General features: G+C 54.3%; 14 protein-coding genes. 7 read left to right on the top strand and 7 right to left on the bottom strand.

Translation table 11 applies throughout. The features are described from left to right. The first annotated feature begins 24 nt into the window (after nt 1–24). Nucleotides 25–930, top strand: a complete 906-nt coding sequence (rdgC, locus tag ACTUJZ_RS06190) for a recombination-associated protein RdgC (protein WP_463635420.1) — start codon at nt 25–27, stop codon at nt 928–930. Nucleotides 931–961: 31 nt separating this feature from the next. Here rdgC and ACTUJZ_RS06185 read toward each other — a convergent pair whose 3' ends face one another. After that, the gene (locus ACTUJZ_RS06185) at nt 962–1,510 is read right to left on the bottom strand and encodes a helix-turn-helix domain-containing protein (protein WP_463635419.1); all 549 of its coding nucleotides are present in this window, start codon (nt 1,508–1,510) and stop codon (nt 962–964) included. Nucleotides 1,511–1,622: 112 nt separating this feature from the next. Here ACTUJZ_RS06185 and ACTUJZ_RS06180 point away from each other — a divergent pair, with 112 nt between their 5' ends. After that, nucleotides 1,623–2,786, top strand: a complete 1,164-nt coding sequence (locus ACTUJZ_RS06180) for a benzoate/H(+) symporter BenE family transporter (protein ID WP_463635418.1) — start codon at nt 1,623–1,625, stop codon at nt 2,784–2,786. Nucleotides 2,787–2,820: 34 nt separating this feature from the next. Here the strand turns inward: ACTUJZ_RS06180 and ACTUJZ_RS06175 are convergent, their stop codons facing one another. Beyond that, entirely contained in the window at nt 2,821–3,657 is an 837-nt protein-coding gene (locus ACTUJZ_RS06175) for an HDOD domain-containing protein (protein ID WP_463635417.1), read from the bottom strand. Nucleotides 3,658–3,910: 253 nt separating this feature from the next. Between ACTUJZ_RS06175 and ACTUJZ_RS06170 the strand changes: the two genes are divergently transcribed. Then, nucleotides 3,911–5,611 carry a dipeptidyl-peptidase 3 family protein gene (locus ACTUJZ_RS06170; RefSeq protein WP_463635416.1) on the top strand — a complete coding sequence of 567 codons (1,701 nt, stop codon included), beginning with the start codon at nt 3,911–3,913 and terminating at the stop codon, nt 5,609–5,611. 56 nt (nt 5,612–5,667) lie between these two features. Here ACTUJZ_RS06170 and ACTUJZ_RS06165 read toward each other — a convergent pair whose 3' ends face one another. Genes ACTUJZ_RS06165 through folB form a run of 4 tightly spaced genes read right to left on the bottom strand, consistent with a single transcriptional unit; the run spans nt 5,668 to nt 7,719 of the window. After that, nucleotides 5,668–6,036, bottom strand: a complete 369-nt coding sequence (locus tag ACTUJZ_RS06165; RefSeq protein WP_463635415.1) for a histidine triad nucleotide-binding protein — start codon at nt 6,034–6,036, stop codon at nt 5,668–5,670. Between the two features lie 30 nt (nt 6,037–6,066). After that, nucleotides 6,067–6,867: an undecaprenyl-diphosphate phosphatase gene (locus ACTUJZ_RS06160; protein ID WP_463635414.1), complete on the bottom strand. Its 801-nt coding sequence runs from the start codon at nt 6,865–6,867 to the stop codon at nt 6,067–6,069. Nucleotides 6,868–6,869: 2 nt separating this feature from the next. Continuing rightward, nucleotides 6,870–7,364, bottom strand: coding sequence for a 2-amino-4-hydroxy-6-hydroxymethyldihydropteridine diphosphokinase (gene folK / locus ACTUJZ_RS06155; protein WP_463635413.1), 495 nt, complete (start codon nt 7,362–7,364; stop codon nt 6,870–6,872). Next, a complete protein-coding gene (gene folB / locus ACTUJZ_RS06150) occupies nt 7,357–7,719 on the bottom strand; it encodes a dihydroneopterin aldolase (RefSeq protein WP_463635412.1) in 363 nt (120 codons plus the stop codon). Before folB ends, folK begins: the two co-directional genes overlap by 8 nt. A gap of 125 nt (nt 7,720–7,844) precedes the next feature. Between folB and plsY the strand changes: the two genes are divergently transcribed. Further along, entirely contained in the window at nt 7,845–8,456 is a 612-nt protein-coding gene (plsY, locus tag ACTUJZ_RS06145) for a glycerol-3-phosphate 1-O-acyltransferase PlsY (protein ID WP_463635411.1), read from the top strand. An 18-nt stretch (nt 8,457–8,474) separates the two neighbouring features. Here the strand turns inward: plsY and tsaD are convergent, their stop codons facing one another. Beyond that, entirely contained in the window at nt 8,475–9,488 is a 1,014-nt protein-coding gene (gene tsaD / locus ACTUJZ_RS06140) for a tRNA (adenosine(37)-N6)-threonylcarbamoyltransferase complex transferase subunit TsaD (protein ID WP_463635410.1), read from the bottom strand. A 225-nt stretch (nt 9,489–9,713) separates the two neighbouring features. Between tsaD and rpsU the strand changes: the two genes are divergently transcribed. From rpsU to dnaG, 3 genes are all read left to right on the top strand, one after another. Continuing rightward, nucleotides 9,714–9,929, top strand: a complete 216-nt coding sequence (rpsU, locus tag ACTUJZ_RS06135; protein ID WP_012517258.1) for a 30S ribosomal protein S21 — start codon at nt 9,714–9,716, stop codon at nt 9,927–9,929. A gap of 78 nt (nt 9,930–10,007) precedes the next feature. Further along, complete coding sequence (locus ACTUJZ_RS06130) at nt 10,008–10,454, top strand: GatB/YqeY domain-containing protein (RefSeq protein ID WP_463635409.1); 447 nt, start codon at nt 10,008–10,010, stop codon at nt 10,452–10,454. A 96-nt stretch (nt 10,455–10,550) separates the two neighbouring features. Continuing rightward, nucleotides 10,551–12,341 (top strand): DNA primase, encoded by a 1,791-nt coding sequence (dnaG, locus tag ACTUJZ_RS06125; RefSeq protein ID WP_463635408.1) that lies wholly within the window; start codon nt 10,551–10,553, stop codon nt 12,339–12,341. Nucleotides 12,342–12,497 lie beyond the last annotated feature (156 nt).

Here is a 12,497-nt window from a genome sequence, read left to right as displayed (position 1 = left end):
AATTGATAACAACAGCCTTTGCTCATGTGGTTTAAAAATTTAAAAGCGTATCAGATCACCCAACCCTTATCCCTTGACGATGATGACTTGCAAGCCGCACTGCAGGAATTTACCTTTCGCCCCTGTGGCAGCCAGGATCTGGCCACCAGCGGATTTGTTGCCCCGCTGGCAGCAGCCGGCCAGCACACAATGCTGTTTCACAAGGTGCAGGAACGTTACTGGATCACCATCAAAAAACAAGAGCGCATTTTGCCGGCCACGGTAGTTAACGCCGAGCTGGCTGAAAAGGTCGAAAAAATCGAAGCCGAAACCGGCTCGCCGGTGGGTAAAAAAGCCCAGGCCGACTTAAAGCAGGAAATTATTACTAACCTGATGCCGCGCGCGTTTGTTAAAAACACCTTTACCCATGGCTTTATCTCACTACCTGACAACCTGGTGGTCATCGACAGCTCTTCTGATGGCAAAGCTGAAGGCTTTTTAGCCATGGTGCGCAAAGCCATTTCGTCACTGCCAGTGGTGCCATTGTCACGCCGCAGCCTGCAACCTGAGCTGACTCACTGGCTGACTCAGGGTGCACCGGATGATATTGAGCTGCTCGAAGAAGCCGAGCTCAAATCCACCGATGATTTGGAAAGTGTGATCCGGTGTAAAAACCAGCCGCTGGATTCAGAAGAAATTCAGCTGCACCTGGACTCGGGCAAGCTGGTGCAAAAGCTGGGCTTTGCCTGGCGGGAAAGTCTGACCGCGGTGATTGCCGAAGACGGCTCGTTCAAGCGGGTTAAATTCACCGATCGATTAAAAGAAGAAACTGACGATATTCCCAAAGATCAGGCCCAGGCCCGGTTGGATGCCGAGTTTGCCCTGATGTCGGCAGAGTTGTGTGAGTTTTTAGACTATATCCGTTCCACCCTGGAACTGGCCGACTCGTAGTAAGTCGGCGGCGCCGCCCCTGGCTGACCGGTCAGGGGTAGCAAATGATATCAATAAAGCGGGTGTGGCCGGTGTTATCCCGGTAACCATGTTCAGCATCCGCTGCCAGCACTGTTTGTTCCCCAGCGGCCAACTGCCGCCACTGACCTTGTTCATATACCCCCAATTCGCCGGACAGCACATGAATATGCTCCAACACCCCCTGCGCATGCGCTGCTGATTGCTGGGTGTGCTGGTTACTCAGCACAATTTCAAAAGCTTCCATACCGGTGGCCGGATTAAAGGCAAACAAGGTGGTGACCTGCATATGGGGATCCTGTGCCATCAATGGGGCCAGTGTCTCGGTAGCCTCAGCCTGGCGGGCCGGCTGCAACAAGGATGAAAACGAGCAGGCCAGCCCGGTGGCCAGTTTCCACAGTGTGGCAATGGTAGGGCTGGACTCCTGACGTTCAATCTGGCCCAACATGGCCTTAGACACTCCGGTAGCCTCGGCAGTCCGGCTTAGCGACCAGCCCAAGGCCTGGCGCCGTTTGCGTAGCTGGTAGGCCACATGCTGATTAAGTTGTTGAACAGACGCCATAGGCACTCCTTAAAACCGGTTGTACGCTATAGCGCACAGTGATAGGCTGGCCAGCACGTGCGCTTTAACGCACAACCTAGCATGCCCCCTGCCCCGGTCAAAGGAGATTATTATGTTCGGCCCGCTTCGTCTTTCGCATGTATCAGCCGGCTTGACCGCGGTGGTGGTGGGTTACAGCAGTGCGGTAGTACTGGTGATAGAAGCGGCCAAAGCAGCCGGCGCCAGCCCGCCCATGGTAGTGAGCTGGTTATTTGCCCTGGGCATCGGCATGGGGGTGAGCTGTATCGGCTTTTCCCTGTTTTATCGTTTACCGGTGGTTACCGCCTGGTCCACTCCAGGAGCAGCGTTTTTGTTGGGCGCTGCCGGCGATTATGCCTTGACCGATGTGATCGGTGCCTTTGTACTGGCCGGCGGGCTGTCGATTGTATGTGCCCAAAGCCGCCGGCTGACCGGGCTGATTACCCGCATTCCCGATAGCATAGCCGCCGCGCTACTAGCCGGCATCGTGCTGCCCATCTGCCTGGCCATTTTTTCCAATGCCAGTGCGTTTCCACTGACCTGTGCGGTGTTTTTAGTTACCTATATTCTGGGCTGGCGGTTTTTCCCGCGCTATATGATGTTGGTGTTATTGCTGCTGGCAGCGGCCTGTTCCTGGTGGCTGAACCCGGCACTGGCCATCAGTGTTGACCAAGCACTGGCCACCCCAGTGTGGGTCACCCCGACCTTTTCATTAAGCGCCGCCATCGGCCTGGCGGTACCGCTGTTTGTGATCACCATGTTGTCGCAAAATGTGCCTGGCATGGCCATCTTACAAGCCTATCAGTTTGCGCCCAATCACAAGGTGGTGCTGACTGGCTTAGGCGGTTTGCAGGCCGGGCTGGGGCCGTTGGGCGGTTTTGCCTTTAACTATGCGGCCATCACCGCCGCCCTGTGCATGGGCGAGGATGCCGGCAGCGACCGCAAACAGCGCTATCTGGCCTCGGTGGTTGCCGGGGTGGCCTACATTATTCTGGGTATTTTTGCCGGGCTGGTGGTCAGTGTGTTTTTGCTGATGCCGGCAGTGGTCGTGCAGCTACTGGCCGGGCTGGCTTTATTAGGGACCTTGCAAAGCGCGCTGCTTAACAGCATGCGTCAGGAACGCTATCGCGGACCTGCGTTGCTGACCCTGGTGTGCAGCGCCTCGGGTATGAGTTTGTTTGCCTTGGGCGCGCCGGTGTGGGGGTTGATGCTGGGATTGCTAATGGTCGGCGCTGAGCATTTGCGCCGACCGGCTTAAGCGAAAATCTCGCGTGCGCTATCGCGCCGGCCTTTTATGCAAATATCTCGCGGGCGCTATCGCGACGCTCGAGGAACGCCTCACTGGTCACTACGTCCACCGAACTTAACGCACCGCGCTGGACAGCACGTTCCAATACCGTATCGGTATGCGGCTCCATGCGTCCGGCCAGCGCAGCCCCGACCCGGACAAAATCCAGATAGCCTAAGGCCTTGGGTACTTTACTCAGATTGCGCCAGTGCGCAGCAGCATTGACAAACGCCGGACCAAAGCCCCATTCACGCATGATACTGGCCCCAATAGGACCGGCCACTTTGTCTACGGCTTCATCAATCACCGTGGCGCTGGCAAACACCTGGGCGTTACGCTCGGCCTCAGTAAAGATAGGCAGCACGCCAATGTTGTGCACCAGCGCCACCAGCGACATGGTTTCGATGCTGATTTCCTGGCGGGTATTTTCGTGGGCATAGGTTTGCAGCGCCGCCATGGCATTGGCCACCACCTCCACCGTATTGGCCCAGGCAGCCTTGACATAATCGGCAATCAGGCTGTTTTGTGACACAAACAATTGTTCCATGGCCAGCGCTGTGGCGATATTTTTAATCTGATCCAGCCCAATGCGTGTGACTGCCTGATTGACTGAGGTCACTTTTACTGTACGGCCCAGATACGCACTGTTGGCAACTTTGATGATACGTGCGGTCAGTGACGGATCTTTACTGATGACTTCTGCCATGCCGGCCAGATTGATGTCCGGGTTGTCAGCCGCGCGGCGCACCTGCAAGGCCACTGCTGGCAGTGTGGGTAGGACCAGGGTGTCATTATCGACTTTTTCTTTAAGGATGGATAACAGTGCATTTTCCGTTGACATAAAAACCTTCTCGCGCCGTGCGGCGGTGTCCCTGTAATAATAAAAATCAAAGTGTGTTGATGCCGGCGCGCTGGCCTGGTGCAAGTTAGCTTTCACTATACCAGCCCGGCGTGCAGCTGACACGTGTCATTGTGCACGCTCGGGTATCAGATGCTATAGCGTTTGCCTGCCTGTCGGGCTATGCTAGCGCCATGGCGGCAGGCTGGGTTACGCCTGTCAGACAGATTCACCGATAACAGATAAGAAAGCAATTATGCGAAAGTTTGGTTTAACCTCTCTAGCAGTAGCGGTAGCTTCTGCAACCCTATTATTCACTGGCTGCAGTGACGCGCCATCCACCTCGACCAACGAACAGACAGCCACCGACAGTCAGGCCAGCAGCCAGACAGCCAGCCCGGAGCTGTTGGTGGAACGTAGCCGGTTGTCGATCTACCAGCCGGTCAAACTGACCAGTGACCTGAGCCAGTTAAGCGACGATCAGCAAAAGATGGTCGGTTTGCTGATTGATGCTGCTGATATCATGGACAAATTGTTCTGGCAGCAGGCCTTTGGGCCGCAGCCCAATGCGCTGCTGGAGCCATTAGATGATGAAGCGGTGGCCCATTTTGCCCGCATTAATTACGGCCCCTGGGATCGCTTAAATGGCGACGCGGCTTTTTTAGGCGGCTATGACAGCAAACCGCCCGGCGCGCAATTTTACCCGGTCGACATGACTAAAGAAGAGTTTGAACAAGCCGAGTTTGATGATAAAAAAGGCCTGTACTCTCTGGTTAAGCGCAATGAACAAGGCCAGCTGTACACAGTACCGTACAATGAAGCCTATAAGGCGCAGCTCAATGAAGCCGCTGATTTACTTAAACAGGCGGCCAGCCTGGCCGCTGATCCTGGGTTTAAAGACTATCTGATGCTGCGCGCCGAAGCGCTGGTTAGCAATGACTACCTGGCCTCCGACATGGCCTGGATGGACATGAAAAACAATGCGGTGGAACTGGTCATCGGGCCGATCGAAACCTATGAAGATCAGCTGTTTGGCTATCGTGCGGCGTTTGAAGCTTATGTGTTGTTAAAAGACAAACAGTGGAGCGATAAGCTGGCCAAATACGCCGAGTTTTTACCTGCGCTGCAACGCGGCCTGCCGGTACCGGCAGAATATAAAGCCGAGATGCCAGGCTCGGATGCCGACCTGGGCGCCTATGATGTGGTGTATTACGCCGGGCATTCTAATGCCGGCAGTAAAACCATTGCCATCAACCTGCCCAACGATGAGCGGGTTCAGCTGGAAAAAGGCACCCGCCGCCTGCAGCTAAAAAATGCCATGCGTGCCAAGTTTGACCAGATCCTGCTGCCTATCGCCGAGCAGCTGATTGTGCCAGAGCAGCGCCAGCATATTACCTTTGATGCGTTTTTTGCTAATACCATGTTCCATGAAGTGGCCCACGGCCTGGGCATTAAAAACACCCTGGATGGTAGCGGCACAGTACGCGCTGCGCTCAAAGAGCATGCTTCTGCGCTGGAAGAAGGCAAAGCCGACATTCTGGGCCTTTACATGGTGCAAAGCTTGCTGGAACAGGGTGAAATCAGCGAAGGTACACTGGAAGATTATTATGTCACCTTTATGGCAGGTATCTTTCGCTCGGTACGCTTTGGCGCCTCCAGTGCCCACGGCAAAGCCAATATGATCCGGTTTAACTTTTTTGCTCAGGAAGGCGCTTTTGAAAAAACTGACGCCGGTCTGTATCGGGTTAATATGGAAAAGATGGGCGATGCCATCAAAGCCCTGTCGCAGATGATCCTGACCTACCAGGGCGACGGCGACTATCAAGGAGTTAGCCAGCTGGTGGAAAAGATGGGTGTGATCAAGCCGCAACTGGCCAATGATCTGGCCCGGTTGGAAAGAGCCGAGATCCCGGTAGACATCCATTTTGAACAAGGCAAAGACGTATTGGGCCTATAAGCTCACGGGATTGCCAATAAAAAAGGGAAGCCGCGGCTTCCCTTTTTTAATCAGGTTTATTCAAGATTTTTTGGCTTGTCGGTGTACGGCGGCCAGCCTAGCAGCTTGCCTCCGAGGACATGCAGATGGATGTGATACACACTTTGCCCGCCAAATTCGTTACAGTTCATGACCGTGCGATAGCCTTCCTGGTCGATGCCCATTTCTTTGGCCACTTTGGCGGCCACCAGTGACAGGTGCCCCACCACTTCCCGGTCAGCTTCGCTGATATCATTGATGGTGGCGATGGGCTGTTTGGGGATCACCAAAAAATGCACCGGCGCCTGCGGGTTAATGTCATTAAACGCCAGCACCAGGTCATCTTCATAAACAATGTCTGCATCAATTTCGCGGTTGATGATTTTGGTAAAAATGGTTTCAGCCATAGCAAATTCCTTGTGTGGGTAAACGGGATATCAGGCAAACACAAACCACAGCAGTACTGCGCCCAGCGCCAGCCGGTACAGCACAAACGGTAGCATGCCGATGCGTGAGATCCAGCTCAAAAACAAATAAATACACAAATAGGCGCTGACAAACGAAAAGCCTGCACCGTATAACAAGGCGCTCCAGTCGACGGCGGTTTTGGTTTCAACCAGTTCATAGGTGGCCAGGGTGCCAGCGCCTAAAATCACCGGAATGGACAGCAAAAACGAAAAGCGCGCCGCACTTTCACGGTTAAAGCCCAGCAATAAGGCGGCAGTCATGGTGATACCCGAGCGCGAGGTGCCAGGAATAAGCGCAATCGCCTGAGCTAGCCCTATCATTAAGGCCGCCGGCCAGCGCATCACCGTAAGCTCCTTGGTGTGGCGAGCAGCTTTATCGGCATACCATAACAATAAGCCAAACACGATAGTGGTACAGGCAATAATCAATGCGTTGCGGGCATACACTTCGATGGCGTCTTTGAGTAAAAAGCCAATCAGCACCGCCGGCAAGGTGCCGATGATGACACACCAAGCCAATTTGCCCTGCGGGCTAGGCGCGCGGCTAAAGCCGGTACGCAGCCAGTCGCCGGCCATGTGCCACACATCGTGGCGAAAATAGATGATTACAGCTAACAAGCTGCCTACGTGAACCGCCACATCAAACGCCAGGCCCTGCTCGGTCCAGCCTAATAACGCGGCGGGTAAAATCAGATGTGCCGAACTGCTAATGGGCAAAAATTCGGTGATCCCCTGGATAATCGCCAGCACAATAATTTCAAAAAGCGTCATGCTTATACTTCACTCCAGTTAAACGCTACAGGCCACAGGCGCTGTTTGCTGGCATCAAAAGCGTGCCACAATTGCTGATAGGTTAACCCGGTTACCGGGTGCACATCATCGGGCACCAGATCGGCAAGCGGCTGTAAAACAAAGGCGTTATGCAAGATTTCTTCCCGCGGCAACACCACAGGTTGCGTGCTCACTACGTCATTGAACGTCAAAAGGTCTAAATCCAGGGTGCGCGGGCAAAATTTTTCGTTACTGGGGCGCCGACCATTTTGCTGTTCGATGTGTTTCAATGTGTCATTAACCTGCGCCACCGTGGCCTCGGTGTAGCCACACACCACCAAATTATAAAAGGCCTCACCGTCAAAACCCACCGCCTCAGTTTCATACACCGGCGAGCAGCACAGGTGTGCAAACTGCTGGCCCAAGGCGCGCACGGCCGCGCGGATATGGTGGGTTCGGTCAATGTTCGAGCCAATACTGATTAAACATTTATTCATGGCTTTCCCGGGTTGAGCGGATGATCACAGTGACCGCCCTGGCATCCGGCAAAATGGCTGGTTTGGTAATGGCCAGCTGCACGCTGGCCACCGGGTATGACTGCAGCACCGCCTGGCATAAACAGTGGCCCAGTGCTTCGAGCAATTCAAAACTGGTGGTCGCAGCCTGCTGCTGAATAAAACTGGCCAGTGCCGCGTAGTCGATGGTGTCGCAGACCTGGTCACTGTGCCGGGCGCGGCTTAGATCCGCGGTCACCTCGATATCCATCAATAGGGTAGTAGTCTGGGTGCGCTCCCAGTCATATACGCCAATCAACGCAGCCACCTGCAGCCCCTGAATCCGAATTACATCCATAATGTATATGCCTGTTAACCGGCGCCACTGGCCCTGCCAGTTATCTTTGCAGATCAAGCAGCTGGCGCTGTTCGCCGGATTTGTGTAGTGTGTGGGCAGTGTAACCCGAACCGATCCGGTATAACATGATTGCAATGATAATTTTGATGGTCTGTGTGGCGTACCTGTGCGGCTCACTATCCAGTGCGGTGGTGATATGCCGGGTATACCAGTTGCCGGATCCGCGTCAGGCCGGCTCGCAAAATCCTGGTGCGACCAATGTGTATCGCTTAGGCGGCCGGATCCCGGCGGTACTGGTACTTGCGATGGATATTTTAAAAGGCACCTTACCGGTCTATGTCAGTTACTGGATGGGCATTGAGCCGGTAGCGCTGGGAGTAATTGGCATCGCGGCTTGTCTGGGCCATATCTTTCCGCTGTATTTTGGCTTTCGTGGCGGCAAAGCGGTGGCCACCGCCTTCGGGGCCATGCTCCCCATTGGTCTGCCGTTGGGCGGTTTGCTGATCCTAACCTGGGGAGTGGCCTTGTTCATCTGGGGCTATTCATCGCTGGCGGCCATGGTGGCAGTGGCGCTGGCCCCGCTGTACACCTGGTTTTTAAAACCTGTCTATACCCTGCCGGTGGCCATGTTGTCGCTGCTGATCATCGCCCGTCATAAGCCCAATATTGTGCGCCTGGTTCGTGGCACCGAACCCAAGGTATGGGATAAACAGGGCAAGCTGAAACGCCCGCACTAGTTGCGGGCAATCCCCAATCTAAACCGGCGCAAGGCTGTCCAACGGCCAGCGAGGCTGGGCCGAAGCATCCAGCCCCACAGTCTGGCCGGCTTTAAGCCGCTGCATCCCAGCATAGGCAATCATGGCGCCATTATCGGTACACAGCGCCAGGCTGGGATAAAACACCTCGCCTTTTTGCTTTTGCATCATGCTGGCCATGGACGCGCGCAGGCGCTTATTGGCACTGACCCCGCCGGCGATCACCAGCCGCTTCAGGCCGGTTTGTTTGAGCGCGCGGCGGCATTTGATCATCAAGGTATCCACCACTGCTTCTTCAAACGCGCGGGCAATATTGGCTTTGGTTTGCGGATCATCTTGTTCGCTGCGAATGGTGTTGGCGGCAAAGGTTTTTAAACCACTGAAGCTAAAATCCAGCCCCGGGCGATCGGTCATCGGCCGCGGGAACTGATAATGGCCGGTTTCGCCCTGCTCGGCCAGCTTGGCCAGCAAGGGCCCGCCCGGATAATCCAGGCCTAGCAGCTTGGCAGTTTTATCAAAGGCTTCACCGGCGGCATCGTCAATGGATTCACCCAGCACTTCGTAACGGCCAATGCCTTCTACCTTTACCAGCATTGAATGGCCGCCGGAAACCAGCAATGCCACAAACGGGAATTCCGGGGTGTTATCTTCTAACATGGGTGCCAGCAGGTGGCCTTCCATATGGTGAACCCCCACCGCCGGGATCCCCCAGGCAAACGCCAGCGCGCGACCGACTGACGAGCCAACCAGCAGCGCACCCACCAGGCCCGGCCCCTGGGTAAAGGCGATGCCATCCAGATCCTTGGGCGTGGTGTTGGCATCGGCTAACGCTTTATCGATCAGTGGCAGGATCTTGCGCACATGATCGCGCGAGGCCAGCTCCGGTACCACACCGCCATAATCGGCATGCAATTTTACCTGGCTGTACAATTCATGAGATAATAAGCCCTGCTGGTCGTCATACACGGCCACGCCGGTTTCATCACAGGATGTTTCGATTCCCAAAATGCGCATTGTTAAATCCCGCCTGCCAAAAAAGAGGCGCAGAGTTTACCGGTTATTGGCCTAACAGTGAATCATGGCCTGGCGCTTTTGGCACAAATTGTTTATTTTTTAACAATTCTGTCTTTACTTTTGATCCGTGAATGATTAGAATTTCGCACCATTTTTAACCCGGGTGCCATTTCCGTTTGATGAATTTGCCCGGTTCAACCGTGATAATTTTGAGGTGAGTACTTAATGCCTATCGTTAAAGTTAGAGAAAACGAGCCGTTTGATGTTGCGCTTCGTCGTTTCAAGCGTTCTTGTGAAAAAGCAGGCGTTCTGTCTGAAGTTCGTCGTCGTGAATTCTTCGAAAAGCCGACCTGGGAACGTAAACGCAAGAAAGCTGCTGCTAAGAAACGTCATCTGAAGAAGCTGGCTCGCGAAAACGCACGTCGCGTAAAACTCTACTAAGATAGTGTTTATGCTCAAAGGTGCCTTCTACGGCACCTTTGTTGTTTCTACGGCAGTATTTTTTGCAGGACAGCTACCATGGCGTTGATTGAAGAATTAAAAAGCGCGCAAAAAGAAGCCATGCGCGCAAAAGATAAGGTGCGTCTGGGTACCATCCGGATGGCCCTGGCGGCGATCCGGCAGCGCGAGATCGATGATCAGATCACCCTGACCGATGCCGACATTCTGGCGATTTTAACCAAAATGGTAAAACAGCGTCAGGATGCCGCCCAGCAGTACGACCAGGCCGAGCGCCCGGAACTGGCAGCCACCGAGCGGGCAGAGATTGAAGTGATCGAAACATTTCTGCCGCAACCGCTTAGCGATGCCGAGCTGGATGCATTGATTGACCAGGCCATGGCCGATACCAGTGCCAGCGGCATGCAGGACATGGGTAAGGTGATGGGCCAGTTGAAGCCTAAAGTCCAGGGCCGCACCGACATGGGCGCACTGAGTGATAAGATCAAACAACGCCTTAACGCCTAGGGCGCTGCCTGCTTGATTGCTCCAGCGCAAGCCGCCTTGGCTTGCGCTGACTTACCAACCTGATACAGTAATTCTTTTTTGCATTAGCGCAGTTTCATGGCCGGAAAGATCCCCCGCGAGTTTATAGATGATTTGCTAGCCCGCACCGATGTGGTCGACATTGTCGATAGCCGGGTAAAACTCAAAAAAGCCGGCAAAAACTATTCGGCGTGTTGCCCGTTCCATAACGAAAAAACCCCCTCTTTCACCGTCAGTCAGGAAAAACAATTTTTTCACTGTTTTGGCTGTGGTGCCCATGGCAATGCCATTTCCTTCTTGATGGACTTTGATCGCCTGGAGTTTGTCGAGGCGATAGAAGAGCTGGCCAAACTACATGGTCTAGAAGTGCCCCGCGAACAAGGCGGCCCGGCGCCAGTGAGCCAGGCGGTGAAGCAACAGCAACAGGATGACTACCAGCTAATGGAACAGGTAGCACGGTATTTTGCCCACCAGTTGCGCAGCCATACCAATAGCACCCAGGCCATCGAGTACTTAAAAGGTCGCGGGCTGTCCGGCGAGGTGGTCAAGCAATGGCAAATTGGCTATGCGCCCAATCAATGGGATGGTGTCTTGCGCACCTTTGGCACCAGTGCCGAACGACGCAAACAGCTGCTGGATCTTAAGCTTATCAGCCAGAATGACAGTGGCAAACAATATGATTTTTTCCGCCATCGGATCATGTTTCCGATCCGCGATCGACGCGGCCGTGTGGTGGGCTTTGGTGGTCGGGTGCTAGATAATGACAGTGGCCCGAAATATTTAAACTCGCCAGAAACCCGCATCTTTCACAAAGGCCAGGAGCTGTTCGGCTTTTATGAAGCGCGTCAGCATCATCGTCAGCTCGACAGTGTGATGGTGGTGGAAGGCTATATGGATGTGGTAGCACTCAGCCAGTTTGATATCCGCCATGCCACCGCCGCGTTAGGCACCGCCACCACCCCGGATCATCTGAGCCTGCTAATGCGCTCGTGTGGCCATATTATTTGCTGTTATGACGGTGATGCCGCCGGCCGTCAGGCCGCCTGGCGTGCACTGGAAAATGCCCTGCCGGTATTAAAAGATGGCGTCAAATTGACCTTTTTGTTTCTGCCGGACGGCGAAGATCCCGACACCATGGTGCGCCAGGTTGGCCGCGAGGCTTTTCTGACAATGTGCCAGGAGCAGGCGTTGCCCTTATCGCGGTTCTTTTTTGATGCCTTGCTTAAACAGCATGAAGTGGGTACCCCGGAAGGCAAACAGGCAATCAAAGCCGCTGCGCAGCCATTGATTGACGGGGTGGCCGGCGAACAGCAAAAGATTATGCTTCAGGAAGAGCTGGCCAAGCATACCGGTGAATATGATCGCTTTCGCCTGCAACATGATATTCAACAGGCTAACCAGCGCGCCGAGCGCCCCGGTGGCACCGAGCAGCGGTTTAACCGCCAGAAAACCCGGCTTTCTCCGGTCCGCACACTGGTGCGGTTGCTCATCGACAGCCCGTCGCTGGCCCAGCGCTGCCCGGATGTGGTGCCTGCGGTGTTGGCCAACAGCGGCATTGCCGGCATGCAGTTGCTGCAGGATATTTATCAATACGCCAGTGCCCAGCCACAGGCCAGCACTGCCCAGCTTATTGAAAACTTCCGCGATCATCCCCATTCTCTGAGCATTGCCAAGTTACTGCAACAGGAACATCTGGTCAGCGAACAGGATGAAGAGCGGGTGTATACCGACAGTTTTGCCCGCTTACTCGACTGGCATTTTGACAGTCGGATTGAAACCTTACTGTCACGGTCGCGGGTGCAGGCACTGAGCCGAGAAGAAAAGGCCGAGCTCAATATGTTGATGAAAGAACGTCAATCGATGCATTGAGTCAGGAACTGTTTTTGGTTAAAAAACATGCCCCTAATCTGGTAAGTCGGGCTGTTTTTCTGTTATACTGGTCAATTCGCTGCAAGCTTACGTAGAAAGCTGCGGAGCACATATCAATCGCTAAAACAGGGTTTCAGCCCTTGACTGGTGCGGTAA

The organism is Alteromonas sp. WD8-37 (assembly GCF_055326825.1).
Note: the sequence above shows the minus strand (reverse complement) of the source record. Positions and strands in the feature narration are given on the sequence as shown.